The organism is Prauserella endophytica (assembly GCF_005146945.1).
Taxonomy (GTDB): Bacteria; Actinomycetota; Actinomycetes; order Mycobacteriales; family Pseudonocardiaceae; genus Prauserella_A; species Prauserella_A endophytica.
This window is the reverse complement of the sequence record NZ_SWMS01000003.1, coordinates 396,485-421,364: the sequence shown is the minus strand read 5'-3', so window position 1 is coordinate 421,364 and position 24,880 is coordinate 396,485. Positions and strand designations below refer to the sequence as shown.

At 72.1% G+C, this 24,880-nt stretch carries 28 protein-coding genes; 10 read left to right on the top strand and 18 right to left on the bottom strand.

What is annotated here, in order from left to right:
* The 6 genes from FCN18_RS09135 to FCN18_RS40060 form a co-directional block, all read right to left on the bottom strand.
* Positions 1-637, bottom strand: a 637-nt coding sequence (locus tag FCN18_RS09135) for an acyl-CoA dehydrogenase family protein (RefSeq protein WP_206077837.1), incomplete at its 3' end; no start/stop codon positions are given.
* A gap of 26 nt (positions 638-663) precedes the next feature.
* Positions 664-1,122, bottom strand: a complete 459-nt coding sequence (locus tag FCN18_RS09130; RefSeq protein ID WP_137094396.1) for a MaoC family dehydratase — start codon at positions 1,120-1,122, stop codon at positions 664-666.
* A complete protein-coding gene (locus FCN18_RS09125) occupies positions 1,119-2,333 on the bottom strand; it encodes an acetyl-CoA C-acetyltransferase (protein ID WP_112270362.1) in 1,215 nt (404 codons plus the stop codon). Before FCN18_RS09125 ends, FCN18_RS09130 begins: the two co-directional genes overlap by 4 nt.
* A 35-nt stretch (positions 2,334-2,368) precedes the next feature.
* Positions 2,369-3,109, bottom strand: a complete 741-nt coding sequence (fabG, locus tag FCN18_RS09120) for a 3-oxoacyl-ACP reductase FabG (RefSeq protein WP_112270363.1) — start codon at positions 3,107-3,109, stop codon at positions 2,369-2,371.
* A 33-nt stretch (positions 3,110-3,142) separates the two neighbouring features.
* Entirely contained in the window at positions 3,143-4,372 is a 1,230-nt protein-coding gene (locus tag FCN18_RS09115) for a CoA transferase (RefSeq protein ID WP_228713791.1), read from the bottom strand.
* Positions 4,369-4,647 (bottom strand): Clp protease/crotonase-like domain-containing protein, encoded by a 279-nt coding sequence (locus FCN18_RS40060; protein ID WP_228713789.1) that lies wholly within the window; start codon positions 4,645-4,647, stop codon positions 4,369-4,371. The genes FCN18_RS09115 and FCN18_RS40060 overlap by 4 nt, the downstream gene beginning before the upstream one ends.
* A gap of 137 nt (positions 4,648-4,784) precedes the next feature.
* Here FCN18_RS40060 and FCN18_RS09110 point away from each other — a divergent pair, with 137 nt between their 5' ends.
* Together FCN18_RS09110 and FCN18_RS09105 are read left to right on the top strand one after the other, a co-directional pair.
* Positions 4,785-5,495 (top strand): GntR family transcriptional regulator, encoded by a 711-nt coding sequence (locus tag FCN18_RS09110; RefSeq protein ID WP_137094391.1) that lies wholly within the window; start codon positions 4,785-4,787, stop codon positions 5,493-5,495.
* Positions 5,496-5,715: 220 nt separating this feature from the next.
* Complete coding sequence (locus FCN18_RS09105; protein WP_112270365.1) at positions 5,716-6,336, top strand: L-threonylcarbamoyladenylate synthase; 621 nt, start codon at positions 5,716-5,718, stop codon at positions 6,334-6,336.
* Positions 6,337-6,424: 88 nt separating this feature from the next.
* Here FCN18_RS09105 and FCN18_RS09100 read toward each other — a convergent pair whose 3' ends face one another.
* The 7 genes from FCN18_RS09100 to FCN18_RS09070 all read right to left on the bottom strand — a co-directional run bounded on the left by FCN18_RS09100 (position 6,425) and on the right by FCN18_RS09070 (position 12,437).
* A complete protein-coding gene (locus FCN18_RS09100) occupies positions 6,425-7,975 on the bottom strand; it encodes a long-chain-fatty-acid--CoA ligase (protein ID WP_113642595.1) in 1,551 nt (516 codons plus the stop codon).
* A 15-nt stretch (positions 7,976-7,990) separates the two neighbouring features.
* Complete coding sequence (locus FCN18_RS09095) at positions 7,991-9,160, bottom strand: NADH:flavin oxidoreductase (RefSeq protein WP_113642593.1); 1,170 nt, start codon at positions 9,158-9,160, stop codon at positions 7,991-7,993.
* Complete coding sequence (locus FCN18_RS40680) at positions 9,157-9,747, bottom strand: TetR/AcrR family transcriptional regulator (protein ID WP_137094389.1); 591 nt, start codon at positions 9,745-9,747, stop codon at positions 9,157-9,159. Before FCN18_RS40680 ends, FCN18_RS09095 begins: the two co-directional genes overlap by 4 nt.
* 191 nt (positions 9,748-9,938) lie before the next feature.
* Complete coding sequence (locus FCN18_RS09085; RefSeq protein ID WP_137094387.1) at positions 9,939-10,652, bottom strand: class I SAM-dependent methyltransferase; 714 nt, start codon at positions 10,650-10,652, stop codon at positions 9,939-9,941.
* On the bottom strand, positions 10,649-11,260 hold the full coding sequence (locus tag FCN18_RS09080) for a class F sortase (protein ID WP_137094385.1): 612 nt from the start codon (positions 11,258-11,260) through the stop codon (positions 10,649-10,651). The genes FCN18_RS09085 and FCN18_RS09080 overlap by 4 nt, the downstream gene beginning before the upstream one ends.
* Positions 11,261-11,272: 12 nt before the next feature.
* Positions 11,273-11,827, bottom strand: a complete 555-nt coding sequence (locus FCN18_RS09075; RefSeq protein WP_137094382.1) for a hypothetical protein — start codon at positions 11,825-11,827, stop codon at positions 11,273-11,275.
* Between the two features lie 151 nt (positions 11,828-11,978).
* Positions 11,979-12,437 carry an Lrp/AsnC family transcriptional regulator gene (locus tag FCN18_RS09070; RefSeq protein WP_112270375.1) on the bottom strand — a complete coding sequence of 153 codons (459 nt, stop codon included), beginning with the start codon at positions 12,435-12,437 and terminating at the stop codon, positions 11,979-11,981.
* A 92-nt stretch (positions 12,438-12,529) separates the two neighbouring features.
* Between FCN18_RS09070 and FCN18_RS09065 the strand changes: the two genes are divergently transcribed.
* A complete protein-coding gene (locus tag FCN18_RS09065) occupies positions 12,530-13,381 on the top strand; it encodes an LLM class flavin-dependent oxidoreductase (RefSeq protein WP_137094380.1) in 852 nt (283 codons plus the stop codon).
* Positions 13,378-13,800 (top strand): nucleoside deaminase, encoded by a 423-nt coding sequence (locus tag FCN18_RS09060; RefSeq protein ID WP_113642586.1) that lies wholly within the window; start codon positions 13,378-13,380, stop codon positions 13,798-13,800. Before FCN18_RS09065 ends, FCN18_RS09060 begins: the two co-directional genes overlap by 4 nt.
* 18 nt (positions 13,801-13,818) lie before the next feature.
* Here the strand turns inward: FCN18_RS09060 and FCN18_RS09055 are convergent, their stop codons facing one another.
* The gene (locus tag FCN18_RS09055; protein WP_228713787.1) at positions 13,819-14,559 is read right to left on the bottom strand and encodes an ANTAR domain-containing response regulator; all 741 of its coding nucleotides are present in this window, start codon (positions 14,557-14,559) and stop codon (positions 13,819-13,821) included.
* Positions 14,560-14,633: 74 nt separating this feature from the next.
* Here FCN18_RS09055 and FCN18_RS09050 point away from each other — a divergent pair, with 74 nt between their 5' ends.
* Together FCN18_RS09050 and FCN18_RS09045 are read left to right on the top strand one after the other, a co-directional pair.
* Positions 14,634-14,909, top strand: a complete 276-nt coding sequence (locus FCN18_RS09050; protein ID WP_112270381.1) for a DUF2277 domain-containing protein — start codon at positions 14,634-14,636, stop codon at positions 14,907-14,909.
* Between the two features lie 26 nt (positions 14,910-14,935).
* Complete coding sequence (locus FCN18_RS09045) at positions 14,936-15,784, top strand: pentapeptide repeat-containing protein (protein WP_137094378.1); 849 nt, start codon at positions 14,936-14,938, stop codon at positions 15,782-15,784.
* Between the two features lie 4 nt (positions 15,785-15,788).
* On the opposite strand, the gene FCN18_RS09040 is transcribed toward FCN18_RS09045, so the two are convergent.
* The 3 genes from FCN18_RS09040 to FCN18_RS09030 form a co-directional block, all read right to left on the bottom strand.
* Positions 15,789-17,006 carry an RNA polymerase sigma factor gene (locus FCN18_RS09040; protein WP_137094434.1) on the bottom strand — a complete coding sequence of 406 codons (1,218 nt, stop codon included), beginning with the start codon at positions 17,004-17,006 and terminating at the stop codon, positions 15,789-15,791.
* On the bottom strand, positions 17,006-17,368 hold the full coding sequence (locus tag FCN18_RS09035) for a YciI family protein (RefSeq protein ID WP_137094376.1): 363 nt from the start codon (positions 17,366-17,368) through the stop codon (positions 17,006-17,008). The genes FCN18_RS09040 and FCN18_RS09035 overlap by 1 nt, the downstream gene beginning before the upstream one ends.
* Before the next feature lie 101 nt (positions 17,369-17,469).
* Positions 17,470-18,588 (bottom strand): NDMA-dependent alcohol dehydrogenase, encoded by a 1,119-nt coding sequence (locus FCN18_RS09030; RefSeq protein WP_112270389.1) that lies wholly within the window; start codon positions 18,586-18,588, stop codon positions 17,470-17,472.
* 380 nt (positions 18,589-18,968) lie between these two features.
* Here FCN18_RS09030 and FCN18_RS09025 point away from each other — a divergent pair, with 380 nt between their 5' ends.
* Positions 18,969-20,228: an MFS transporter gene (locus FCN18_RS09025; RefSeq protein ID WP_228713785.1), complete on the top strand. Its 1,260-nt coding sequence runs from the start codon at positions 18,969-18,971 to the stop codon at positions 20,226-20,228.
* Positions 20,229-20,370: 142 nt separating this feature from the next.
* Here the strand turns inward: FCN18_RS09025 and FCN18_RS09020 are convergent, their stop codons facing one another.
* A complete protein-coding gene (locus FCN18_RS09020) occupies positions 20,371-21,027 on the bottom strand; it encodes an IclR family transcriptional regulator (RefSeq protein WP_228713783.1) in 657 nt (218 codons plus the stop codon).
* 134 nt (positions 21,028-21,161) lie between these two features.
* Here FCN18_RS09020 and FCN18_RS09015 point away from each other — a divergent pair, with 134 nt between their 5' ends.
* From FCN18_RS09015 to FCN18_RS09005, 3 genes are all read left to right on the top strand, one after another.
* Complete coding sequence (locus FCN18_RS09015; RefSeq protein WP_137094372.1) at positions 21,162-22,430, top strand: styrene monooxygenase/indole monooxygenase family protein; 1,269 nt, start codon at positions 21,162-21,164, stop codon at positions 22,428-22,430.
* The gene (locus tag FCN18_RS09010) at positions 22,397-23,377 is read left to right on the top strand and encodes an AraC-like ligand-binding domain-containing protein (protein ID WP_228713781.1); all 981 of its coding nucleotides are present in this window, start codon (positions 22,397-22,399) and stop codon (positions 23,375-23,377) included. The genes FCN18_RS09015 and FCN18_RS09010 overlap by 34 nt, the downstream gene beginning before the upstream one ends.
* A gap of 63 nt (positions 23,378-23,440) precedes the next feature.
* Positions 23,441-24,877: an aldehyde dehydrogenase family protein gene (locus tag FCN18_RS09005; protein WP_137094368.1), complete on the top strand. Its 1,437-nt coding sequence runs from the start codon at positions 23,441-23,443 to the stop codon at positions 24,875-24,877.
* Positions 24,878-24,880: the final 3 nt, after the last annotated feature.

The following is a 24,880-nucleotide window of genomic DNA, read 5'->3' as shown; positions in this document are numbered from 1 at the left end:
TCTCGATCTTGCCCGGAATCGACAGGCCGGGCGCCACCTCGCCATAGCCCTCCGGCTTCTCCACCAGAAAAGCCGTCAGATTCTGATGCGGCTTCTCCCCACCCTCGTCGGTCCTGGCCAGCACCGCGATCAGATTCGACGTGCCCCCGTTGGTCAACCACATCTTCGAACCGTCGATGACATAGTCATCACCGTCCCGCCTGGCACGAGTCTTGATCGCCGCCACATCCGAGCCCAAATCCGGCTCCGACATCGAGAACGCCCCACGCACCTCCCCGGTGGCCATCCGCGGCAGATAACGCTCCTGCTGCGCCCGAGTGCCATGCTGACGCAGCATGTAGGCCACGATGAAATGCGTGTTGATCACCCCCGACACACTCATCCACCCACGGGCGATCTCCTCCACCACCAACGCATACGTCAGCAGCGACTCACCCAGCCCACCGAACTCCTCCGGGATCATCAACCCGAACAGGCCCATCTCCCGCATCCCCGCCACGATGTCCGCCGGATACACATCCCCATGCTCCAGCTCCTGCGCATACGGAACGATCTCCTTGTCCACGAACCCCCGCACCGTCGACAAGATCTCCTGCTGCACATCGGTCAAACCAGCGGTCTGCGCAAGGCGGGCCATGGGAAAGCTCCTTCGAATGGGACGGGTCAGGGCAGGATGAGGGTGACGGATTCGGCCACGCAGGCCGGTTTGGCGGCGTCCTCGAGCTCGAGGACGTACTGCGTCCGCAGCTGCGAGCCGATATCCAGGTCGTGTAGCTCCAGGAACGACGCTGTGGCGCGGACCCGCGAGCCTGCGGGCACGGGGGAGGGGAACCGGACCTTGTTGAGGCCGTAGTTCACCCTCGCCGATCCGGCGTCGAGCCGGAACAGCCGCTTGTTGAACAGCGGCAGCAGCGACAGTGTCAGGTAGCCGTGGGCGATCGTGCCGCCGAACGGCCCGGTGGCGGCGCGCTCGACGTCGACGTGGATCCACTGGTGGTCGCCGGTCAGCTCGGCGAACGCGTTGATCCGCTCCTGGGACACCGGTTCCCACTCCGTGGGTCCCAGCTCGGTGCCCAGCCGGGCGCGCACGTCGTCGAGCGAGGTCAGGACGGTGGGGCTCACGCGGCCACCCTTTCGAAGATCGCGGCGAGGCCCTGGCCCCCGCCGATGCACATGGTCTCCAGCCCGTAGCGGGCCTCGCGGCGCTGCAGCTCCCTGGTGAGCGTCGCCAGGATCCGGGCGCCGGTGGCGCCGACGGGGTGGCCGAGCGAGATACCCGAGCCGTGGACGTTGAGCCGCTCGAAGTCGCTCTCGCCGAACTTCCACTCGCGGGTGCAGGCGAGCACCTGCGCCGCGAACGCCTCGTTCAGCTCGATGAGGTCCATATCGGACAGGCTGAGCCCGGCGCGGGCGAGCGCGGCCTCGGTCGCGGGAACCGGCCCGATCCCCATGACCTCGGGGCCGACCCCCGCCACACCCCACGACACCAGGCGGGCCAGCGGCCGCAGGCCCAGCTCGGCGGCGCGGTCGGGGTGGGTCACCACGCAAACCGCGGCCGCGTCGTTCTGCCCGCTGGCGTTGCCTGCGGTGACCGTCGCGTCCGGGTCCTGTTTGCCCAGCACCGGGCGCAGGCCGGAGAGGGTCTCCAGTGACGCGTCGGCGCGCGGGTGCTCGTCGGTGTCCACCACGACGTCGCCCCTGCGGGAGCTGACGGTCACGGGGACGATCTCCTCGGCGAACACGCCGGACCGCTGCGCAGCCACGGCCCGCTGGTGCGAGCTGAGCGCGAGCCGGTCCTGCTCCTCGCGGGGAATGCCGTACTCGCGGCGCAGGTTCTCCGCTGTCTCCAGCATCCCGCCGGGCACGGGGTGGTGCCGCCCGCCCGCGGTGACGCGACCACGGGCCAGCCCGTCGTGCAGCGTCACGCCGGGGCCCTTGACTCCCCAGCGCATGTCCGTGGAGTAGAAGGGCACGTTGCTCATGCTCTCGGCGCCACCGGCGATGATCACATCGCTCGCCCCGGCCTGCACCTGCATCGCCGCCTGCACCACCGACTGCAGGCCGGAGCCGCACCGCCGGTCCACCTGGAGGCCCGACACCGTGATGGGCAGGCCCGCGTTGAGGGCCACGACCCGGCCGATCGCCGGTGCCTCGCTGTTGGGGTAGCAGTGGCCGAGGATCACCTCGTCGACGGCGGCCGGGTCGAGGCCGGTCCGGTCGAGCAGGCCGCGGAGCACGGCCTCGCCGAGCTCCGCCGCGGTCACGCTCTTCAGCGAGCCGCCGAAGCGGCCGATCGGGGTCCGCACCGGTTCGCAGATCACCGCGTCACGCATGGTTTCTCACCTTTCGCTGTCGTGTCGAGGCCCGCTCACATGAAGCGGCCGCCGGTGACCTCCAGCACCGTGCCGGTCATGTACGAGGAGAGGTCGCTGGCGAGGAAGAGTGCGACGCTCGCGACCTCCGACACCTCGCCAGGGCGCTGCATGGGGATTTCGGCCATTTTCTGGTCCCACGCTTTCTGCGGCATGGCCTCCGTCATCGCCGACCGGATGAGGCCGGGCTGGATGGCGTTGACGCGCACGCCGTGGTGGGCCATCTCCTTGGCCGCCGCCTTGCTCAAGCCCACGATGCCCGCCTTGGCCGCGGAGTAGTTGGTCTGGCCGACCATGCCGACCTTGCCTGACAGCGAGGAGATGTTGACGATCGCGCCCCTCTTGCGCTCCCGCATGATCGCGGCGGCCTTGCGGGTGCCGTTCCACGTGCCCTTCAGGTGCACGTCGATGACCTGGTCGAACTGCTCCTCGGTCATGGTGCGCATCGTGGCGTCGCGGGTGATGCCCGCGTTGTTCACCAGCACGTCCAGCGAGCCGAACGTCGCCAGCGCCGTGTTCAGCAGGGTGTCCACTTCGGACGCGTCGGTGACGTCGCAGCGGACGGCGACGGCCACCTCGGGCCCGCCGAGCTTGTCCGCGGCGGCCCGTGCGGCGTCAAGGTCGAGGTCGCCGAGGACGAGCCTGGCTCCCTCTCGCGCGAACTGCTCGGCGATGGCGAAGCCGATGCCCTGTGCCGCGCCGGTGATCACCGCGGTCCTGCCGGCCAGTAGCGCCATGGTCGTAGCGTTTCCCTTCCGTCGTCTCTCGTCTCAGTGTTGGCTCTCGGTGGGGCCGGACACCAGTCCGGCGTCGTGCAGCCTGCCCAGCTCCGCGGCGGACAGCCCGAGGTACCGGCTGAGCACCTCGTCGGTGTCGGTGCCGAGCAGGGGAGCGGGTCGAGGGGGCTGCGTGCTGCCCGACCAGCGCAGCGGCCCGGCGGCGGCGACCATCGCGCCGACGCCCGGCTGGTCGATCTCGGTGACGATCGAGCCGGGATCGGCCAGCGCGAGCGTCGCCGCCTCGTGCGTGTCCCGGTACGGGCCCCACAGCACCCTGGCGCGGTCGAGCCGCTCGCCGATCTCGGTGAGGCCGCGGCCCTCGAACCATGGGCGCAGGATCGCCTCGATCGTGTCGCGGAGCCGGTAGCGGTCGGACTCGGTGCTGAGGTCGGCGTCGAAAACCGGCTCGAGGGCCGTGAACACCTTCGTGGTGCCGGTCGCCGCGCACAGCGCGTCCCACTGGCCGGGCGTCAGCGCCAGCACCATCACCCGCCGCCCGTCGGCGGTGGGGAAGTCCACGCCGAAGCTGCCGAACGTGTGGTTGCCGTGGCGCGGCCTGCCCCGGCCCGCGAGGCGCGCCTCGGCCAGCCAGCCGAGGTTGCCCACCGCCGCGAGCGCGACGTCGGACAGCGCCACGGTGATGCCCGAGCCCTCACCGGTCGCGGCACGCCGGTGCAGCGCCGCGAGCACACCGGTCGCGGCGGTCATGCCGGTGAGGAAGTCCCACGCCGGCAGCACGTGGTTGACGGGCGCGGCATGGTCCTGCGGCCCGGTCATGTCCGGAACGCCGACCTCGGCGTTCGCCGTATAGTCCACCGCGGGCTTGCCGTCCGGTTTGCCCTGGACATGCACGTGGATCACGTCGCGCCGTCGCTCGGCCAGCTCCTCGTAGCGCAACCGGGTGCGCCCGGCGACGTTGTCGAGGTAGATGCCGTTGGCCGGCCCGTCGGCCGTGGCGAGCGCGGCGAGCAGTTCGCGGCCCTCGGGGGCGCGGAAGTCGAGCGCGACGGAGCGCTTGCCCTTGTTGAGGTTGTTCCAGTAGAGGCTCGTGCCGTTGGGCGCGACCGGCCAGCGTCCGTGGTCGCCACCGCCCTGCGGCAGGTCGACGCGGATGACCTCGGCGCCCAGTTGCGCCAGCGCCATCCCGCCGGAGGGGCCCGCCACGAACGTCGCGCATTCCACGATGCGCAGTCCGGCGAGGGGAGTGTCCGGTGTGCTCACGAAAAGGTCGGCTCCCTGTCCTCGAGGAACGCCGCGCGCCCTTCCGCGGAGTCCCTGCCGTGCCCGGCCAGTGCGACCGCGACGCGCTCCGCTTCGGGGAACGCCCCGCGAAGGACACCTCCGCCCAGCCGGGCCAGTGACTTGGTGAGTGCGTTGCTCTCGCTCTGGCCCGCGAGGGCGTGGCGGCCGTGCGGCCGGTTCAGAGTCACCGCGGTGATGCCCGCCTGGACGGAACAGTGCACTGCCTGCCCGTCGGGCATCCCAACCTCCGTCATCGCGGCCTCGCTGCTCGTATGTTTTATAACCTAGATATATGATCCTGCATAGTCCCTGGTGAGAGGCGCAGGTTACAGTTGCTCGAACGGAACCGGAGCGCCTCGGCGCTCCCCTGGCAGCAGTGAGGGTCGACGACATGAGTCAGGCGTCCAGCCCGCCCCGGCGCACCCGCTCCCGGCCTGCCCGCGTACCGAAGCGGGGCCTGCCCGACGAGGTGGCCACCTACGTGCGCGAGCTGATCATGTCGGGGCAGCTGCGGTTCCCCGAGTTCGTGCGGCTGGAGCGGATCGCCGACGAGCTCGGCGTGAGCGTCACCCCGGTGCGGGAGGGCCTGCTCACCCTGCGGGCAGAGGGGCTGCTGCAACTGGAGCCCCGCCGCGGGTTCATGGTCGCCCCACTCTCCGGCGACGACATCCGCGACCTGTTCTGGGTGCAGGCTCAGCTGGAGGGCGAGCTCGTCGCGCGGGCGACGCCCAGACTGACCGAACAGGACCTCGCGGCGCTCGACGAGATCCAGGCGAGCCTCGCCGCCGCGCTTGCCGACAACCGGGTGGAGGAGATCGAAAGCCTCAACCACGAGTTCCACAACCTGCTGGCGCGAGCGGGCAGGTCACCGAAGCTGACGTGGTTTCTCGCCCAGTCGGTCAAGCACACGCCTTCGCGCTTCTACGAGACGATCGGCGGCTGGGTGCAGGCGTCGGTGAACGACCACTACCCGATCCTGGAGGCACTGCACGCGCGCGACGCCGAGGCGGCACGCGCGGCGATGCTCGCCCACATCCACAATGCGGGCGAGCTGCTCAGCCGCCACGTCGACAACAGGCTCACCAGCGGACAGGCGGACTGACCTGGCGCTTCGCCACCGGTCGGCGGATCGCGCCGGCGGCCTTGGCGGGCAGCGCGTCCGGCTCGCAGGGCTGCGGACCTGGTTGAACACCTCCGGGCGTGGCCGCTGCGCGGCGTGGCCAGCGGGGCGGCGTCGTCGGGAAGTGTGCTGCGTGCACTCCGAGGGGAGCAGCGGCGCGCCGGTCGTGGTTCCCGCCAGGGGCGGCGCCTAGGCTCGGTGCATGGCGAGGTACTTCGACGTCCACCCCGACAACCCGCAGACACGTTCGATCGGCAAGGTGGTGGAGATCCTCCGCGGCGACGGGTTGATCGCGTACCCCACCGACTCGTGCTTCGCGCTGGGCAGCCAGCTCGGCAACCGCGACGGCATCGACCGGATCCGCTCGATCCGGCAGCTCGACGATCGGCACCACTTCACTCTCGTGTGCCAGGACTTCGCGCAGCTCGGCCAGTTCGTGCACATCAACAACGCCGTGTTCCGGGCGATCAAGGCGGCCACGCCCGGCAGCTACACATTCATCCTCCCCGCCACCAAGGAGGTGCCGCGCCGGCTGCTGCATCCCAAGAAGAAGACCGTCGGCGTCCGCATCCCCGAGCACACCGTCGCGCTGGCGCTGCTGGCCGAGCTCGGCGAGCCGATGCTGTCCAGCACCCTGCTGCTGCCCGGCGAGGAGGAGCCGCTGACGCAGGGCTGGGAGATCAAGGACCGGCTCGACCACGTGCTGGACGCGGTGATCGACTCCGGCGAGTGCGGCACCGAGCCCACCACGGTGGTGGACTTCTCGGGCGACGAGCCCGAGATCGTGCGCGCCGGCGCCGGCGACGTGGCCCGGTTCGCCTGACGCCGGTGCCCAGCCGCAGTGAAGGCCACCTTGCCTGCGTTCAACGCAGGCAAGGTGGCCTTCACTGCAGCCGGCGAGCTGGACGGCGTCAGAGTGCGCGCTGCCTGCCCGCCCAGTACGGTGCGCGCAGGGTCCGCTTGAGGATTTTGCCGGTGGCGTTGCGGGGTAACGATTCCGCGACGTCCACAGTGGCCGGGCACTTGTAGCGGGCCAGGCGCTCCCGGCAGAACTCGATCACCTCGTCCTGGTCGATCGTCGCCCCCTCGACAGGGACGAGCACGGCCTTCACGGTCTCTCCCCACTTGTCGTCGGGGACGCCGATGACGGCGCACTCTGCCACGCCCGGGTGCTCGGCCAGCACCCGCTCCACCTCGGCGGGGTACACGTTCTCCCCACCCGAGATGATCAGGTCCTTCACCCGGTCCTCGATGTAGAGGTAACCGTGCTCGTCGCGGCGGCCCGCGTCGCCGGTGCGCAACCACCCCGCCACGATGGTCGCGTCGGTCTCCTTCGGCCGCCGCCAGTAGCCGCCCATGACCTGCTCTGACCGGACCTGGAACTCGCCCAGCTCGCCGTCTGCCACCGGATCGCCGGTCGCGGGGTCCACCACGCGCACCTCCACGCCGCCGACGGGTAGCCCCGCCGAGGCGAGCCGCTCGGGGTGCGCGGTGTCGCGATGGTCGTCGGGGCCCAGCACGGCGAAGACACCGGAGGCCTCCGTCATCCCGTAGACCTGGTAGAAGCCGACCGGGAAGACCTCCATCGCCTTGCGCAGCAGGGGCGTCGGCATGGGTGAGCCGCCGTAGCCGAGGCAGCGCAGGGACGAGTAGTCGAAATCGGCGACGCCGGGCACCTGGAGGAAGAAGCCGAACACGGCGGGCACGAAGAACGCGTGGGTCACGCGCTCGGGCCCGAACGTCGCCAGGATCTCGGCGGGGACGACCTCGCGCACCACGATCGTCTCGCAGCCCATCGACATGCCCGCGAGCGCCCAGCTGGTGCCGCCGACATGGAACAGCGGCATCGCCACCATGTTGACCGAGTCGCGGGTGAAGCCGAACGCGTCCGCGGCGGCCGCCGAGTGTGCGGCCAGCGAGCGATGGGTCAGCATCGCACCCTTGGGGTGGCCCGTGGTGCCGGAGGTGTAGAGCTGAAGGAAGCAGTCGTCCGGCTCGGCGTGGTGGCCGGGCTCGGAGTCGGTGCCCGAGCTCAGAAACGCCTCGTAGTCGTCGTCCTCGCCGCCCACGGTGATCACGCGCTCGACGGCGTCGAGGTCGTCGCGGATCTGCTCGAGCACGGGCAGCAGTTCGGCGCCGGCGAACACCACGCGGGCGCCGGAGTCGTTGAGCACGTAGGCGAGCTCCGCCGGGGCGAGCCGGAAGTTCACCACCGCGTTGACCGAGCCGGCCAGCCCGCACGCGAGCGTCGTCTCCAGGCACGCTGCGTGGTTCTTGTCCACGAACGCGACCCGGTCGCCGGGGGCCAGCCCGGCCGCGGCCTGCGCCGTCGCGTTGCGCCGGACGCGCGTGGCGAGCTCACCCCAGGTCCAGGCCCGTTCGCCGAACCGGAGCGCGGTCCGACCTGGGTCCTCCCGCTCCCAGTGGCGCACCATGTCGAAGACGTGACCGCTGTCGGTCATCGGCGACCTCCCGGCTCAGCTCGCGTCGGTGGTGAGCACGCAGTGCGTGCCCCGGTAGATCGTGGGCATGCACTTGTTGCAGTGTATGCACAACGAGCGCGCCGAGGGGTCGGCTTCGAGCCGCCGCGGCAGGTCCGGTTCCCGCAGCAGCGCCCTGGCCATCGCGACGAACGCGAAGCCATGCCGCATGGCCAGTTCCATCGTCTCGACCCGCGTGATGCCCCCGAGCAGGATCAGCGGCAGGTCCACGGCCGCGCGGAACTGGAGCGCCCGGTCGAGCAGGTACGCCTCGCGGTAGGGATAGGCACGCAGGAAGGTGTCACCGGAGAGGCGGATCGCCCAGCGCAGCGGGGGAGGGAACCGCGCGGCGAACTCGCGAAGCGGCACGTCGCCGGTGAACAGGTACATGGGGTTGAGCAGTGAGCTGCCCGCCGTCAGCTCGAGCGCGTCCACGGTGCCCTCGGCGGCGAGCCACTGTGCCACCTGCACGCTCTCGTCGAGCCAGAAGCCGCCTGCCACGCCGTCGTCCATGTTGAGCTTGGCGGTGACGGCGATGCGGTCGCCGACGGCCTCACGCACGGCCCGCGCTATGCCGAGGGCGAGCCGTGCGCGGTTGCGCAGGTTGCCACCGTAGCGGTCGCCACGCCGGTTGAGCTTCGGGCTGAGGAAGGCGCTCGCGAGGTAGTTGTGTCCTAGGTGGAGTTCGACGGCGTCGAATCCGGCGTCGATCGCCACCAGCGCGGCGTCGGCGTGCGCCGCGGTGATGCGGTCGAGGTCCTCTGCGGTGGCGGCGCGGACCATGCGCAGGCTCAGCGGGCTCGGCAGCCTGCTGGGGCCGAGCGCGGGCACGCCGTTGGACGCCGCGTTGGCGACCGGGCCGGCGTGCCCGAGCTGTGCGCTGATCGCCGCGCCCTCCCGGTGCACGGCGTCGGTGAGCCTGCGCAGCCCCGGCACCGCGTCGGCACGCATCCGGAGCTGATGCCGGTCGGTGCCGCCCTCGGGAGCCACCGCGCAGTACGCGAGGGTGGTGAGCGCCGTTCCGCCTCGGGCGACACGGACGTGGAAGTCGACGAGCCGGTCGGTGACCTCGCCGTGCGGTGTGGCGCCCTCGAACGTCGCGGCCTTGATGATCCGGTTACGCAGCCGCACGGGGCCCAGCAAGGCGGGAGCGAAGACGCCGGTCATGGCGCGTCCAGGCCCGCGGCGACGAACGAGTGCAGCGCCTTGTAGGCGGCGCGGCCGGGCCGCGGCGGGTCGGCCGCGGGGTCGGCGAAGGTGTGCAGCACGAGGTCGAAGGCCAGCAGCCAGCGCCTGCCCGCGACCGAGGCGCTGAGGTCGGGCCGGGCGGCCCGCAGGAGGCTCACCCAGGGCCGGAGCCCGAACCAGTCCGACGTCCACGTGACGTCCCAGCGGCCGAGCACCACGCGGGCCAGCAGGGACAGCCGCAGGCGGCCCGTGGGATCGCCCGCCAGCTCGCCCAGCGGCGCCAGCACCACCTCCACCAGCTCGCCGACACCGGGCGGCGCACCGGTTCTCCTTCGGGCGGTGAGCTCGGCGAGGCCGTCCTGCCAGAGCGGGGCCAGCCTGCTCTCCAGCAACGCGGCGACGAGCGCCTCCTTGGAGCCGAAGTGGTAGTGCACGGCGGCGGGGTTCATGCCGGCGGCACTGTTGATGGCCCGAACGGACACGGCGTCGTAGCCGTGTTCGGCGAACAGGTTCTCGGCGACGTCGAGCAGGCGCTCGCGCGTGCCGGGCGTCGCGGTGGTGGCCATGGCACTCAGTGAACCGCATGCGGCCGCGCGAATTCAAGCACCGGTTCAATCACTGATTGACACGAGAAACCGGCCGGAACGCCGCGCGGGCCCTGTCGAGTGCCCGCGTGCGGCTTCCGGGTCCTGCGTGGACACCGTCTCGCTCGACTCCGCTTGCCGGACGAGGCGGGCGATCGACGCGATGCCGGACCTCAACCACCGCGGCGGTCGGGGATCGCCCTGATGGCAAGAAAACCGGTGGGCTCCCGTTGCAGGCGTTCGTAGCGTTCCCGGTCGAGCTCGGCGGCGGCCGGTTCCGGCCTCGGCTCGCGGAGCCGTTCGATGAGGAAGCCCGCCTCGTGCAGTTCCTCGCACGTGCGCTCCAGTGGGCTGAGCCAGTACCGCACCCGCCAGCCCCGGCTCCACACCTCTTCCACCACGCGGTCGGCGAAGTAGCTCCCACCGTGGCGAAGCCAATCGCCCGTCGGGTGCATTCGCGAGAGCACCAGCGCACCGCTGGGTCGCAGCACCCGGCGGAACTCCCGCAGCGCCGCGACCCGGTCGTCGAGGTACTCCACGGCGAGCGCGAACAACACCAGGTCCATCGAGTCGTCGGCCAGCCAGCGCAGCGGCTCGGCGAGGTCGTGCACCCTGAAGTCGGCGCCTGGCACCCGCGCGCGGGCCAGCTCGACCATGCGGGCGCTCTGGTCACAACCGTTGACCGTGGCACCGCGGCGCACGAGCTCCTCGGCGTAGAACCCCGGCCCGCACGCCGCGTCGAGCACCGCTTTCCCCGCCACGTCGCCGAGCAACCGCAGGCACGCGGGGCGGTCGTACCACGCGTTGTGGAAGCTGTCACCGGCGTGGTCGGCGAAGTCGTCGGCGAAGAGTTCGTACTGCGGCTCGCGGCCTACGGCGTCGGTCACCGCTCCAGCATGGCGTAGACGATGATGTTGTCGAGATAGCGCCGGTCGGCGGTGTCGAACTCGCCGCCGCAGGTGATGAGTCGCAGCTCCGCGCCGGGCGTGTCTCCATACACGACCTCGGTGGGGAAGGCGTCCTTGGCGTGGCGCTCCAGGCGGGTCGTGACGAACACGGCCGTGGTCCCGTCGGACCGGTCGACGTGGATGCGTTGTCCCGGTTCGAGTTCGGCGATCCGGAAGAACACCGCGGGGCCCTGGTAGGAGTCGACGTGGCCGGCGATCACGGCGGGTCCGCGTTCACCCGGTTCTGGGCCGCCCCGCCACCATCCCGTGCCCTCGTTGGTGTCAGGGGCCGGCAGGACGTTGTCCTCGCCGACGTCGAGTGGCGCGACCGGCGCGTCGACGCCGATGTCGGGGATGCGCAGCCGCACCGGCGCGGCGGCCTGGACGTCTGGTTGCGCACTCGCCGCGGACGGGGCGCTCTCGGCCGTGGTGACCTCGCCCCGGGGCGGGAGGGCCGGGCCGCATGCGGTGAGCAGTGCGAACAGTGCCACGGTGGTGGCCGCGCGCCGGGCGCGACCACCACCGCTCGGCTGGAGGTCAGCAGGCATGGCGGAGGCGGGTCAGCCGCGGCCGCCGGTCGCGAGCCTGCGGACGAACAGCACACCGCCCGCGGTGGCCAGCGCCGTGCCTCCGACGAGGGCGATCGGCAGGATCGGGTCGTCGGCGACGGTGCCGCCGTTCCCGGCCTCGACGCCGCCGCTGGGCGCCGGGGCGTCATCGTCGTCCGCCGCGCCGCCGAAGCCGGTTTCCACGCCGCCGCTGGGCGCGGCGTCGTCGTCCGCGCCGCCGACGCCGTCGACGCCGCCGACGCCGTCGTCACCACCGCGAACGCCGCCGGCCGCACCGTCATCGGCGTCGTCATCGCCAGGCGCGCCGCTGCCCGAGCGGTCGTCCGCGTCGTCATCGCGGCCATCGTCGCCGGGGCCGTCGTCATCGTTGTCGTCGCGGCCGTCGTCGCCGTTGTCGTCGCCACCGGGGCCGTCATCATCCGACTGGTAGGCGGCGAGCGCGCCATCCGGCGTCGCCGGGGCGGCGAGGGCGGGAGCAGCGGCTCCGAGTACCACACCACCGCCGAGCACCACGGCCAGCAGGAGTCTCCGCACAGAGCTGGACATGTCGAGAACCTTTCGGGGAACGCGGTTCCCGGCGGGAACCGCGGGGGAGGCGCGATGTCCCGGTCGAGGCATCGCGGACCGGTTCAACCGGTCGGCCCGAAGTCTCGTGGCGGTGTCATGGTCCTTCGATGAAACCGACGTGAAAGACTCTTCACGTAACACGCGGCGGCGCTTGCGGTCCCCGGTAGGAGAGCGTCTGGCTGTAGACCACGTTGGTGGTGGTGCTGCCGAACGCCGCCAGCTCGTCGACCAGCTGCTCCAGATGCGGCATGGAGGACGCCGCGACCTTGAGGGTGTAGCAGTCGTCGCCGGTGGTGCGCAGGCACTCCAGGATCTCCGTACGCTGCCGCAGCAACCGGTGCAGCGGCTCGTGTTTGCGGCCCGGGTACTTCAGCCGCACCACGGCGAGCACCGCGTAGCCGACGCTCGCCAGGTCCACCTCGGCGCGGTAGCCCGTGATCACCCCGGCGTGCTCGAGCCGCTTGACGCGTTCGGTGGTGGCCGACGCGCTCAGGCTGACCCGCCGGGCCAGCTCGGTGAGCGGCAGCCGGCCGTCGCGCTGGAGTTCGGTCAGGATCGACCAGTCCGTCGCGTCGAGACTCTCGGCCATCGGGTCAATCTACCGGCAGATCCACGGCGGCAGGTGGGTAATGCCGGGAGAACTCGGTTCCCGGTTTGCCGCCGGGTGCCTAGCCTGAGGTCATGCGACTCGGCGTCAACGTCCTCAACTTCGGGCCTGGCACCGATCCGGGCGTGCTCCGTCAATGGGCGCGCACGGTCGAGGGGCTCGGCTTCGACCTGCTGATGGTCTCCGACCACGTCGCGGTCACTCCCGATGTCGCCGCGCAGTACCCGGCGCCGTTCTTCGAGCCGTTCACCACCCTGTCCTGGCTGGCCGGCGTCACCGACCGCGTGCGACTCGGGACGACCGTGCTGGTCGCCCCGTACCGGCACCCGCTGCTGACAGCGCGCATGGCGGCGAACCTCAACGACCTCAGCGGCGGCCGGTTCGTGCTCGGTGTCGGGGTCGGCTGGGCCCGGCAGGAGTACCAGGCGCTCGGCGTGCCCTTCGAGCGGCGCGGCGCGCTCACCGACGACATGCTGCGCGTGGTGCGGGAGGCGTGGGCGAACGAGTCCGACTACCGCGCGCGCGACATCCCGGTGTGGGTGGGCGGCAACAGCGCCGCGGGCCGCCGCCGCGCGGTCCGGTTCGGCGACGCGTGGCATCCGTTGCGGTTCGAGTCGGGTTGGCTGCACGGGTCCGTGGACCGGCTCAAGGCCGATGCCGACGCAATGGGACGCCCGGTGCCCGCGCTCGCGCCCCGGATCGTGCTGCGCCTCACCGACGCGCCGCTGACCGCGCCGGGCCGGCTCGCCGGTGAGGGCAGCATCGAGCAGATCACCGGCGACCTGGAGGAACTGCGGCTGCTCGGCTCCGACACCGTCGTGCTCGACCCGTTCGGCGGCGACCCCGCCGAGACGCACCACCCCGAGCGCGCCTGGCAGGCGCTGGCGGCCGTGGCCGCCCACTGGAACCCGAGGGGGACGCCGTGACCCACGATGACCACTTCCTGCGCAGGGCGATCGCGCTCGCCGCGAAGGCGCGCGCGTCGGGCGAGGCGCCGTTCGGCTCCCTGCTCGTCGGCCCCGGTGGCGACATCCTCGCCGAGGCGTGGAACACCGTGCTCGGCGACCGCGACATCAGCGCCCACCCGGAGCTGAAGCTGGCGAGATGGGCGGCGCGGGAGCTGGACCGGGACACCGCGGCGGGCACGACCCTCTACACCAGCTGCCAGCCGTGCGGCATGTGCGCGGGTGCGCTCGCCCGTTCCGGCGTTGGCCGTGTCGTGTTCGCGCTGTCGGGGGAGCAGCTGGCGAGCCTGCAGCCGCCCGGCACCGGGTTCCCCGCCGTGCCGCAGGACGGGCCCGCGCTGTTCGACGAGGCGCGGGTTCCCGTGGAGGGCTACTACTGACAATCGCTGACGATGTGCTCAGCGGTGCCGCAACGACGCCAGCAGCTCGCGCGCGACCTCGCGCAGCTTCGTGTTGCGGACCTGCGACTCGTGGGCCAGCAGGAGGAACGCCTCGTCGGCGGAGCAGCCGTGCAGGGCCATCAGCACACCCTTGGCCTGCTCGATGTCGGCGCGCGAGACGAGTCCGAACTCGAGCTGCTCGACCTGGCGGCGGGAGCGCTGCCAGCGGCGGGCGTCGCAGATCGCCGCCGAGGCCGCCACGGTGAACACCCGCATGAGGGTCTCGTCGAAGGGGTCGAACGCGGTCTCGTCGCCGCTGTAGAGGTTCAGCGAGCCCCGCATCGGCTCGTCGTCGGCGGCCACCACGAGCGGCACCGACAGCGCCGCCCGCAGTCCGGCACACCACGCGGCCTCGGCGAACTCGGGCCACGGCTCGGGCCTCGGCCCTGCGACGGCGCGGACCGCGGAGCGGGTGGTCGCTGCCTGAACGCACGGGCCCCGGCCGGCCACGTACTGGACGTGCTCGATCTCGGTGATGTCGTCGGCCGTGGACGCGGCCGTGCTGAGGTGCCCGCCGTCGAGCAGTGTGACGCTCGCGTGCTGGGCGTCGGGAACGGCGGCCACCGCCCCCGCGGTGACCCGGCACAGCCCGCGCTCCAACGGCTCGGCCGCGCTCATCTCGTCGTGCAACAGACGGAGGGCGGTGGCGACTTCGTCGAGCTGGACCAGCTGCTCGGGGCCCTGGTGTGTGGTGCCCACCCGCTAGGTGTACACCGTCGCGTGCCCGGCGGGAAGACTCTCGTCCCCCGGCGTCGGCGCGTAGGCTGAACGGCATGTGCCGCAACATCACCGTACTTCGCGGGCTCGAGCCGTCGGCGACGCCTGAGGAGATCGAGGCCGCCGCCCGGCAGTACGTTCGGAAGGTCAGTGGCGTGCAGTCCGTTTCGGACGCGACGCGCGAGCCGTTCGAGCGGGCCGTCACCGAGATCGCCGAGATCACCACGCGGTTGCTCGCCGAGCTGCCCGCCCGGCGCAACCCGCCGCCGACGGTGCCGCCGCTGCGCAGGCCCGAGGTGCGCGCGAGGATCGCCGCGAAGTCCCAGGGTTGAGCGCCAGCCCCGCAGGAGATCTCCCCATGCCGGATCCTTCCGCGCCGGCTGGCGCGGCCACCACCGAGGGCGACTTCCGTACCCGGCTGCGGGCCGACTGCGCGAGCTGCTTCGGGCTGTGTTGTGTCGTGCCCGCCTTCTCGGCGTCGGCCGACTTCGCCGTCGACAAGCCCGCGCGCACACCGTGCCGGAACCTGCTCGCCGACTTCGGCTGCGGGATCCACGACCGATTGCGGGACAAGGGCTTTCCCGGCTGCACGGTGTACGACTGCTTCGGCGCGGGCCAGCAGGTCTGCCAGGTCACCTTCGCCGGCACGGACTGGCGCGGCGCGCCAGACACCGCGGAGCGGATGTTCACCGTCTTCCCCGTGATGCGCGAGCTGCACGAGCTGCTGTGGTACGTCAACGAGGCGCTGACCCTGCGGGCGGCGCGCCCGGCGCACCCCGAGCTCACGGCCGCGCGCGAGGAGACCGAGCGGCTCACCCTGCTGGGGCCGGACGCGCTCGCCGAGCTCGACGTGCGCCCGCACTGGCAGTCGGTGAACGCCGTGCTGTCGCGCGTGAGCGAGCTGGTGCGACGCGGGGTGCGGCGGCCGGCCGAGCTGCGCGGTGCCGACCTGATCGGCCGTGACTTCCACAAGGCCGACCTGCGGGGCGCGAACCTGCGGGGCGCGTTCCTGATCGGTGCCGATCTCCGCCGCGCCGACCTGCGCCTGGCGGACGTCGTGGGCGCCGACACGCGCGGCGCGGATCTGCGGGGCGCCGACCTGAGCACGAGCCTGTTCCTGATCCAGTCCCAGCTCGACGCGGCGAGGGGCGACGGCACCACGAAGCTGCCTCCGGCGCTGGCGCGCCCGGCGCACTGGGCGTCCTGACGGTTCAGCCCAGCTCGGCGAGCCTTCGCCGCAGCAGCGCCCGCTCGGCCTCGTTCGCGGTGCGGTCGACGGCGGTCTCGTACGCCCGTGCCGCCTCGCCGGTCCGGCCGAGCCTCCTGAGCAGGTCGGCCCGGATGGCGTGGAACAGGTGGTAGCGGTGGAGCTTCAGGTCGTCGACGAGGGCGAGCGCGGCGCCGGGCCCTTCCACCTCGGCCACCGCGACCGCGCGGTTCAGCGCTACCACCGGGGTCGGCACGATCGCCAGCAGCTGGTCGTACAGCCGCATGATCTGGCGCCAGTCGGTCGCGGCGGCGCTCGGGGCGTCGCTGTGGACGGCGTTGATGGCGGCCTGGATCTGGTAGGGGCCGGGCCGGTTGCGGCGCAGGCACTGCCGGACCAGAGCCTGGCCTTCGGCGACGAGCGCCCGGTCCCAGCGACTCCGGTCCTGCTCGGCCAGCAGCACCAGCTCGCCGTTCGGGCCGGTTCGCGCCCCGCGGCGGGACTCGCTGAGCAACAGCAGCGCGAGCAGGCCCAGTGTTTCGGGCTCGTCGGGCATGAGCTCCGCGAGCAGCCTGGCGAGGCGCACCGCCTCCAGGCACAGGTCCTCACGGGCGAGCACGTCGCCCTCGCTGGCGGTGTGCCCCTCGTTGTAGATCAGATACACCACGGCGAGCACGCCGGCTAGCCGCTCGGGCAGGTCGGCCTCGTGCGGCACGCGGTAGGGGATGCCCGCGTCGCGGATCTTCGCCTTCGCGCGCACGATCCGCTGGGCCATGGTGGGTTCGGGCACCAGGAACGCGCGGGCGATCTCGGCGGTGGTGAGCCCGCCGAGCAGCCGCAGCGTCAGCGCCACCCGCGCGGTCATCGCGAGCGCGGGGTGGCAGCAGGTGAAGAGCAGGCGGAGCCGTTCGTCGCGCACGGGCCCCTCCTCGGCTGGCTCGTCCCAGGAGTACAGCAGCGCGGCCTGCGCATGCCGGGCCTCGCGGGAGGACTCCCGGCGCAGGCGGTCGATCGTGCGGTTGCGGGCGGTGGTGATGAGCCAGCCTGCCGGGCTGGGCGGCAGGCCCGACTCCGGCCAGGCCCGCAGCGCCGCGGCGAACGCGTCCTGGACCGCCTCCTCGGCGAGGTCGAGGTCGCCGAAGACGCGGACCAGGACCGACACGGCCCGGCCGTACTCCTCGCGGAAGATCCTCTCGATGTCCGCGGTGGACGGCTCCGTCATCATCCCGTTCGGTTCCCGGACTCGTCCTGGAACGGCCGCACCTCGACGGGCAGTGTGGTCGCCTTCGCGAGCCTGCGGCCCCAGTCCAGAGCCGAGTCCAGGTCGTCGGCACTGATGATCGTGAAGCCGCCGAGGTGCTCCTTGCCTTCGGCGAACGGACCGTCGGTGGTGAGCACGTCGTCGCCGTCGGCGCGCAGGACGGTCGCCGACTCGGGAGCGTGCAGACCACCGGCGAAGATCCACGCTCCGGCGGCCCGCAGCTCCTGGTTGAGTTGCTCGACGTCGCGCATCACTCCGGCCAGGAAGCCTGGATCAGGCATGTCGCCGGTGGGCTGGTAGATGCTGAGCAGGTACTGCTTCATGCCGCGTCTCCTCGGACGACGGCCGGCGGGCTGCCGGCCTCTCACCCTCTGTACGAACGGCCCGAGGCCGGATCGACAGCGTGGCCGGGGAGAGCAGTATCTCAGTCGTACCTGATCACGCCGCGCAGGTTCTTGCCCTCCTGCAGATCCGTGAACGCCTGGTTGATGTCCTCCAGGTCGTAGGTCTTCGTCACCAGCTCGTCGAGCATGAGCTTGCCGTCGCGGTACAGGTCGAGCAGCGCCGGCACGTCGTTGCGTGAGTTGGTGCTGCCGTAGAGGCAGCCCTGGAGGCGCTTGCCGGACATGGCGAAGGTGAACAGGTCGAAGTCCACGTCGCGCTGGGTGACCGGGGCGGCCGCGGTGAGCACCATGACACCGCCCCGGCGGGTCAGCTCCTGCGCCTGGTTCATCAGGTTTCCGTAGGCGACCCCGACGGTGACGATCACGCGGTCGGCGCCCTGGCCGTCGGTCATGCGCTCGACCAGCTGGGCGGCCTCGGCGTAGTCGCTGACGGCGTGGGTGGCGCCGAAGCGCAGAGCGGACTCGCGCTTGTACTCGACCGGGTCGATGGCGATGATGTTGCGCGCTCCCTTGTGCCGGGCGCCCTGCACCGCGTTGATGCCGACGCCGCCCGTGCCGACCACCACGACGGTGTCGTTCAGCTGCATGTCGGCGGCGTACACGGAGGAGCCCCAGCCCGTGGGGACGCCGCAGCCGATTAGGGCGGCCTTGTCGAGCGGGATGTCGCGGTCGATCCTGATCGTGGCGTCGAGGGGCGCGCACACATACGGGCTGAACGTGCCGAGGTAGGACATGCAGCCGACGCCCTTGCCCCTGGCGTGCACGCGGTGGCTGCCGTCCGGGGCCGTCCCGGCGAGCACGCCGGAGCCGAGTGCGCACATGTTGCTGCGGCCACCGACGCACATCTTGCACTTGCCGCACGAGGGGAGGAACGACAGGACCACGTGGTCGCCCACCTCGACGTCGGTGACGCCGGGCCCGACCTCGGTGACGACGCCCGCGCCCTCGTGGCCGCCGAGGATGGGGGCCCACGGCAGCGGGATCACGCCGTCGTCGAGGTGGTGATCGCTGTGGCAGATGCCCGAGGCGGCGAGCTTGACCAGGACCTCGCGTTCCCTTGGCGGGTCGATCTCGATCTCCTCCACGCTCCATCCGGAGTTGGTCCCCGGCTCCCACAGCAGCGCACCCTTGGTCTTCATCTCGTCTCCCGTCGCTCCAACGCCGGTGTTGGCCTGATAATGGTTATACTAGATCTGCGCCCTGTCAACCGGCCGCCGACGCGTGAGCGACGTCCGGGTTGCGTGTCGTCGCTGTGCCACCAATCTCATCGCTTCGCGCACAACGACTGACTCTGGTCCGTGACGGACAGGCCGAGTTCCCGCGCGCCGACGTGCGGATTCCGCTCAGCACAGGCGTTTCCGGCTGCGGCTGTTGGCATCGCCACATGTCCGGAAAGGATTAGCGCGGTCTTCTCGGGGTAGCGTGAGCGGCCGCTCGGTCACCGTCGATCGCGAACCTGTCCGTCTTCCGGTGCGCGACGGTACTTTTCCGGCGCACCACTGTCCAAAGGGGAAAGAAGTTGCGGCGAGAGCTGCCGCCGATGCTGCGCGCCCTCGGCAACCACAACTACCGGCTGTGGGCCACCGCCGACCTCATCTCGGTGACCGGCACGTGGATGCAGGTGCTCGGCCTCAACTGGGTCGTGCTGGAGATGACCGGGTCGGCGACGTCGGTGGGCGCGTCGATCCTGCTGAGCACCCTGCCAGCGCTGCTGCTCGGCCCGTGGGCCGGTGCGCTGGCCGACCGGTTCTCGCCCCGGCGGATCGTGCTCATCGCCGAGTCCACCCACCTCCTGCTGGCGCTCGTGCTGGCCTACGTCGTGTGGCAGGGCCTGCCGATCGCCGCCGTCTACGCACTGACCGCGATGTCCGGACTCATCGGCACGTTCGGCGGTCCCGCGCTCGGGCGCTTCGCGAGCCAGGTGGTGCCGAGAGACGACCTCGGCAACGCGCTCGCGTGGAACTCGATCGTCAACTCCATCGGCCGCGTGCTGGGCATGAGCCTCGCCGGGCTGCTCGTGGCCACGGTCGGTGAGCCGGTGCTCTTCCTCGTCAACGCCGCGAGCTTCGTCGCCGTCATCGCCACGATCGCCGTCATGCGGACGGGGGAGTTCCACCCGCTGGAGGTCAGCGCGCCCGAGCACGCCGGGGTGCGGGCCGGGCTCGCCTACGTGCGCGGGCACCGGGTGCTGATCATCCTGTTCGCGCTCGGCTTCGTGCTCTCCGGACTCGGCCGCAACTACCAGGTCACCATGGCCGCGATGGCCGAGGGGCCGCTCGGGGCAGGCGCCGCCGGCTACGGCATGCTCTCGTCGGTCTTCGCGGTGGGCACGGTGCTCGGCGGTGTGGTCACGGCACGCATCCGCGAGCTGACGATCCCGGTGCTGCTCGCTGCCGCGGCGGCCACCAGCGTGCTCCAGGCGCTCAGCGGCTACCTGCCCGGGATCGCCGGCTTCGCGGCGATGATCCTGCCCATCGCCGCGGGCGCGGTGCTGATCGACACCGCGAAGAGCACGCGCCTCCAGCTGGACTCCGCCGACGGCATGCGGGGCCGCGTGCTCGCGATCCAGGGCACGGTCGCCGCGGGGGCCGGGGCGGTCGGCGCGCCGCTGCTCGGCTGGCTGTGCGAGCGGCTCGGCCCCGCCGAGGCGCTGCTCGTGGCCGGGCTGGCGACCCTCGCCGCCACCGCCGCAGCGGCCGTGGCGTGGCGCTCGGCCACGCGCGTGCCGACAGGGCACGCCGCCCAGGTGGCGCCCGCGTTCGCGACGGCGGGCAGCTGACGCCCACCCGGCCAGGCGCGGGTGGCTCGACGGGAGCTCGGCCTCCCGCGCGGTGACGATCTTCCCGGCAGGCTCCCGCGTGCCCGGGTGCGTTCCCGGCCGAGCACGGCCTTCGCCATCCCGGCTGCGGCGGCGACTCGGCTCAGGTGCCCCGCAGGCGGTCGGCGGCCGCGTGCAGCCGGTCCAGCGCGGCGGGCTCGTCGAGGCGGCCCGCGACGAACAGCACGCACGCGCTCGCGACGCGGCCCGCGCGCAGCCGGACGGGAACGGCGAGCGAGCTGATACCGGGCACCACCTCACCGCTGGTGCGCACGTGGCCGAGGTCGCGGGCGAGCGTCACCTCGGGTCGTTCGGTGGGTCGCGGTGGCTGTGCGGCGAGGATCGCCAGGCCGGGCGCACCGCGCGTGAGCGGGTGCCGCACCCCGGGCCGGTAGGACACCGGGGCCGCGGCCGCGGGCGGCTCCACGGTCACCAGCGTCAGCGCGTCGTCGCCGTGCGGCACCGCGAGGAACGCCGTGGTGCCGGTCGCCTCCGCGACCGTGCTCAGCTCCGCGTGCGCCATGGCCTGCAGGTCGGAGTGCACCGCGGAGGCGACGGTGAGGACCGCGAGCCCCACCTCGTACCGGCCTGCCTGGTCCCGGCGCAGGTAGCCGCGTGCCTCCAGCGTGCACAGCACGCGGTAGGCGATGGAGCGGTGCAGGCCCGTCGCCTCGCCGACCTGGGCCGCCGTGCACGGCGCGTGCGCGGCGACGGCCTCCAGCACCGACAGGCCACGCTCCAGTGTCTGCAGTCCGGACACCGCGGTCTTCTTGCCCTCCGCCACAGCCGCGCTCGCCTCCCACCCGGGGTTGTGCGCCCGCCGGGCGCGTCGTACGGTGTGCTCGCTCAGAGAACGACCTGCTCGATAATAGAGCAACTGATGGGAAACGTGCGGTGGCAACGGTCGGCATCGTCGGTGCGGGGGTCGCGGGGCTCCATCTCGGCCTCGCGCTGCGTGCCGCCGACGCCGACGTGACGCTCTACGCCGAGCGCCCCATTGAGGACCTCGCCGACGTAAGGCTGCTCAACACCGTCGCCCACCACCACCCGATGCTGGAACGCGAGCGGGCACTCGGCGTGCACCACTGGCCTGCCGACCGGTACGGCTACGGGGCCCACCACCACTACCTCGGCGGGGCCGCGCCGGTGCGCTTCACCGGCCACTTCACGAACCCGTCCTGCGCCGTCGACCACCGCCTCTACCTGCCCCGGCTCGCCGCCGACCTGGCCGAGCGCGGAGCGAAGCCGGAGGTCGCCGACATCGGTCCGCGTGACCTCGCCGCGCTCGGCAGGCAGCACGACCTGGTCGTGGTGGCCTCGGGCCGTGGCGCGCTGAGCGGCCTGTTCGCCCGCAGGCCCGAGCACTGCCCGCACGACGCCCCGCGCAGATTGCTGTGCGCGGGGCTCTACACCGGCGTACGCGCGCCCGAGCCCGCCGGGGTCGGCATCAGCATCGCGCCCGGCCACGGCGAACTGCTGGAGATCCCCATCCTCAGCAGACACGGCCCAGTGACGGCACTGCTGCTGGAGAACGTGCCGGACGGTGACCTCGCGGGCCTCGCGAGCCTGCCCTACGACGACGATCCGGCCAGGTTCCACCGCGCCGTGCTCGACGCACTCGCCAAGCACCACCCGGCGACCCGCGAACGCGTCGACGAGCGCGCGTTCTCCCTGACCCATCCGCTGGACCTGCTGCAGGGCGGCGTCATTCCGGCCGTGCGCGAGGACTACCTGCCGCTCGGCGACGACACGTTCGCCCTCGCCCTCGGCGACGCCCACGTGGTGGTGGACCCGGTGATGGGACAGGGCGCCAACCTCGCCGCCTACAGCGCGGCCGTCGTCGCCGCCGAGATCGCCGCCGACACCGTCTACGACGAGCAGTTCTGCCGCCGGGTAGCGCGCGCGAGAGAGGAGGTCCTGCTCGCCGGCTCGGCGTGGACCAACCTCATGCTCGACCCGCCGGCCCGCATTCCAGAGCTGCTCCGCGCGCTCGCGGACGACCAGCGCCGCGCCGACGAGTTCACCACCAACTTCGACCACCCGAACCGGCAATGGCGACTGCTCGCGACGCCACGCCGGCAAGAGGAGTTCCTCACCCGGGACCGAGCACAAGGAGATCGGAGGACGACGTGGTCCATCCAGCGATCGGCAGCGCCCTACTGAACAGCACGGTGTTGAGCACCGACGAGGTGGCGGGCGACGAGAGCGTCGACTACTGGCGCCACGTCATCTCAGACGCGTTCGTGCCACTCGACGCCGTCGCGCAGGCGCCCGCGTTCCACGGTGAGGTGCGCATCGACCGGCTCGGCGCACTGCTGGTGTCCAAAGTGGATGCCGAGCCGCATCGGGTCCGGCGCACCAGGCCCATGATCGCGCGCAGCGAGCGCGGCTACTACAAGCTCGGGTTGCAGCTGACCGGCAGCTGCCTGCTCGTGCAGGACGGGCAGGAGGCGCTGCTCTCACCGGGGGACTTCGCGCTCTACGACACCGACCGGCCCTACACGCTCGCCTTTCCCGAGGCCACCACGATGGCGGTGTTCATGTTCCCGCGCGAGCGGCTGCGCCTTACCGGCGGGGGAGAGCGGCACGTGCTCGCTCGCCGCATCGCCCGCGACGACGACACCGGCTCGCTGCTCGCCCCGCTGTTCCTGCGGCTGCTCGGCAGGCTCGGCGGCACCGCACCGGGAGCCACGCTGCCACTGTCCGACGCGGTGCTGGACCTGCTGTCGGCGCTGCTGTCCGAACGGTTCGAGGCGCGGCCCGAGGTGCCGCACGCCGCGCTCGTGGCACGGGCGAAGGCGTTCGTCGACGAGCACCTCGGCGACCCGGCCCTTTGCCCGGACGCGGTGGCGGCCGCGCTGCACGTGTCCACGCGGTACCTGCAGAAGCTCTTCGCCGAGGAGGGCGAGGGCGTGGCGAGCTGGATTCGCACCCGCAGGCTCGAACAGTGCCGCCGCGACCTCGCACTGCCCGGCACGCTCGCCAAACCGGTGAGCGCGGTCGGTGCCGCGTGGGGCCTGCCCGACGCCGCGCACTTCAGCCGCGCGTTCAAGGCCGCGTACGGGCTGAGCCCGCGCGAGTTCCGGGCCAGGGCGCTCGCCGGTACGTGAATCGTCAAGAGCCGTTCGCCTCAGGCAAAGACCGGGCACGGGGACGGTTGCCAGGCTGGGCACATGAACGTGACAGGGCAACTGCTGATCGGCGGCCAGTGGGTCGACGCGGCCGGGGGCGGGCGGTTCGAGACCACCGACCCGGCGACCGCTCGCCCGCTCGGCACCGTCGCCGACGCCGGCCAGGCCGATGTGGACAGTGCCGTCGCGGCGGCGAGAACGGCGTTCGCCTCGGGTCCGTGGCCTGAGCTGACCCCGGCCGCGCGGGCCAGGATCCTGTGGCGCGTCGGCGACCTGATCGACCAGCACGCCGCCGAGCTGGCCGAGCTGGAGTGCCGCGACCAGGGCCAGCCCCTCGGCATCGCGAGGAACGTGTCGGTGGCCGCCGCGGCGGAGCACTTCCGCTACTACGCGGGCTGGGTCACCAAGATCGAGGGCGAGACCTCGCCGGTCTCGATTCCCGGCGTGCTCCAGTACACGCGCCGCGAGCCGATCGGCGTGTGCGCGCTGATCACGCCGTGGAACTTCCCGCTGATGATCGCGTCGTGGAAGCTCGCGCCCGCGCTCGCGTGCGGCAACACCGTCGTGCTCAAGCCCGCCGAGCAGACACCGCTGACCACGCTGCGGCTGGCCGAGCTGATGATCGAGGCCGGTGTGCCCGCCGGGGTGCTCAACGTGCTCACCGGCGGCCCCGCGACCGGCAAGGCGCTGGTGGCCCACCCGGACGTCGACAAGGTCTCCTTCACCGGCTCCACCGACGTCGGCCGCGAGATCGTGCGCGCGTCGGCCGGCAACCTCAAGCGCGTCTCACTCGAGCTGGGCGGCAAGGCGCCCGTGGTGGTGCTGCCCGACGCCGACCTCGACGCCGCCGTGGAGGGCTGCCTGCAGGGCGGGTTCCTCAACGCCGGCCAGGTGTGCGCCGCCTACACCCGCTTCTACGTTCACGCGTCCGTGGCCGACGAGTTCTCCCAGCGGCTCGGCAAGGCCGCCGACGCGCTGGTCGTCGGCCCCGGCCTCGACCCGGCTACCCAGGTCGGCCCGCTCGTCTCGGCGGAGCACCTGTCCTCGGTGGACGCCCTGGTCCGGGGAGCCGCCGCCGAGGGCGCGCGGCTCGCGGCGGGCGGCGAGCTCGTCGGCTGTGACGGGCATTTCTACCGGCCCACTGTGCTCACCGGCGTCACCGACGACATGATCATCGCGCGGAAGGAGGTGTTCGGCCCCGTGCTGGCCGTACTACCGTTCGACGACGCCGACGAGGTGGTGGCCAAAGCCAACGACACCGAGTACGGCCTGGCCGCGTCGGTGTGGACGCGGGATGTCGGCGCCGCACACTCGCTGGCCGCGGCCATCCGCGCCGGGACCGTGTTCGTCAACATGCCCAACCCCGTCGACGCCGCCGCGCCGTGGGGCGGGTTCAAGGCCAGCGGCTGGGGCCGCGAGATGGGAAAGCACGCCATCGACCTGTACACCGAGATCAAGAGCGTCTGGACGCGACTGTGAGGA

What these genes read in the sequence shown, in the direction of transcription:
- FCN18_RS09125 (WP_112270362.1), bottom strand. Translation starts at nt 2,333, where the DNA reads ATGCGTGACGCGGTGATCTGCGAACCGGTGCGGACCCCGATCGGCCGC.
- FCN18_RS09065 (WP_137094380.1), top strand. Translation starts at nt 12,530, where the DNA reads ATGCGACTCGGCGTCAACGTCCTCAACTTCGGGCCTGGCACCGATCCG.
- FCN18_RS09080 (WP_137094385.1), bottom strand. Translation starts at nt 11,260, where the DNA reads ATGCCTGCTGACCTCCAGCCGAGCGGTGGTGGTCGCGCCCGGCGCGCG.
- FCN18_RS09045 (WP_137094378.1), top strand. Translation starts at nt 14,936, where the DNA reads ATGCCGGATCCTTCCGCGCCGGCTGGCGCGGCCACCACCGAGGGCGAC.
- FCN18_RS09110 (WP_137094391.1), top strand. Translation starts at nt 4,785, where the DNA reads ATGAGTCAGGCGTCCAGCCCGCCCCGGCGCACCCGCTCCCGGCCTGCC.
- FCN18_RS09095 (WP_113642593.1), bottom strand. Translation starts at nt 9,160, where the DNA reads ATGACCGGCGTCTTCGCTCCCGCCTTGCTGGGCCCCGTGCGGCTGCGT.
- FCN18_RS09040 (WP_137094434.1), bottom strand. Translation starts at nt 17,006, where the DNA reads ATGACGGAGCCGTCCACCGCGGACATCGAGAGGATCTTCCGCGAGGAG.
- FCN18_RS09005 (WP_137094368.1), top strand. Translation starts at nt 23,441, where the DNA reads ATGAACGTGACAGGGCAACTGCTGATCGGCGGCCAGTGGGTCGACGCG.
- FCN18_RS09100 (WP_113642595.1), bottom strand. Translation starts at nt 7,975, where the DNA reads ATGACCGACAGCGGTCACGTCTTCGACATGGTGCGCCACTGGGAGCGG.
- FCN18_RS09035 (WP_137094376.1), bottom strand. Translation starts at nt 17,368, where the DNA reads ATGAAGCAGTACCTGCTCAGCATCTACCAGCCCACCGGCGACATGCCT.
- FCN18_RS09070 (WP_112270375.1), bottom strand. Translation starts at nt 12,437, where the DNA reads ATGGCCGAGAGTCTCGACGCGACGGACTGGTCGATCCTGACCGAACTC.
- fabG (WP_112270363.1), bottom strand. Translation starts at nt 3,109, where the DNA reads ATGGCGCTACTGGCCGGCAGGACCGCGGTGATCACCGGCGCGGCACAG.
- FCN18_RS40060 (WP_228713789.1), bottom strand. Translation starts at nt 4,647, where the DNA reads ATGACGGAGGTTGGGATGCCCGACGGGCAGGCAGTGCACTGTTCCGTC.
- FCN18_RS40680 (WP_137094389.1), bottom strand. Translation starts at nt 9,747, where the DNA reads ATGGCCACCACCGCGACGCCCGGCACGCGCGAGCGCCTGCTCGACGTC.
- FCN18_RS09050 (WP_112270381.1), top strand. Translation starts at nt 14,634, where the DNA reads ATGTGCCGCAACATCACCGTACTTCGCGGGCTCGAGCCGTCGGCGACG.
- FCN18_RS09030 (WP_112270389.1), bottom strand. Translation starts at nt 18,588, where the DNA reads ATGAAGACCAAGGGTGCGCTGCTGTGGGAGCCGGGGACCAACTCCGGA.
- FCN18_RS09105 (WP_112270365.1), top strand. Translation starts at nt 5,716, where the DNA reads ATGGCGAGGTACTTCGACGTCCACCCCGACAACCCGCAGACACGTTCG.
- FCN18_RS09075 (WP_137094382.1), bottom strand. Translation starts at nt 11,827, where the DNA reads ATGTCCAGCTCTGTGCGGAGACTCCTGCTGGCCGTGGTGCTCGGCGGT.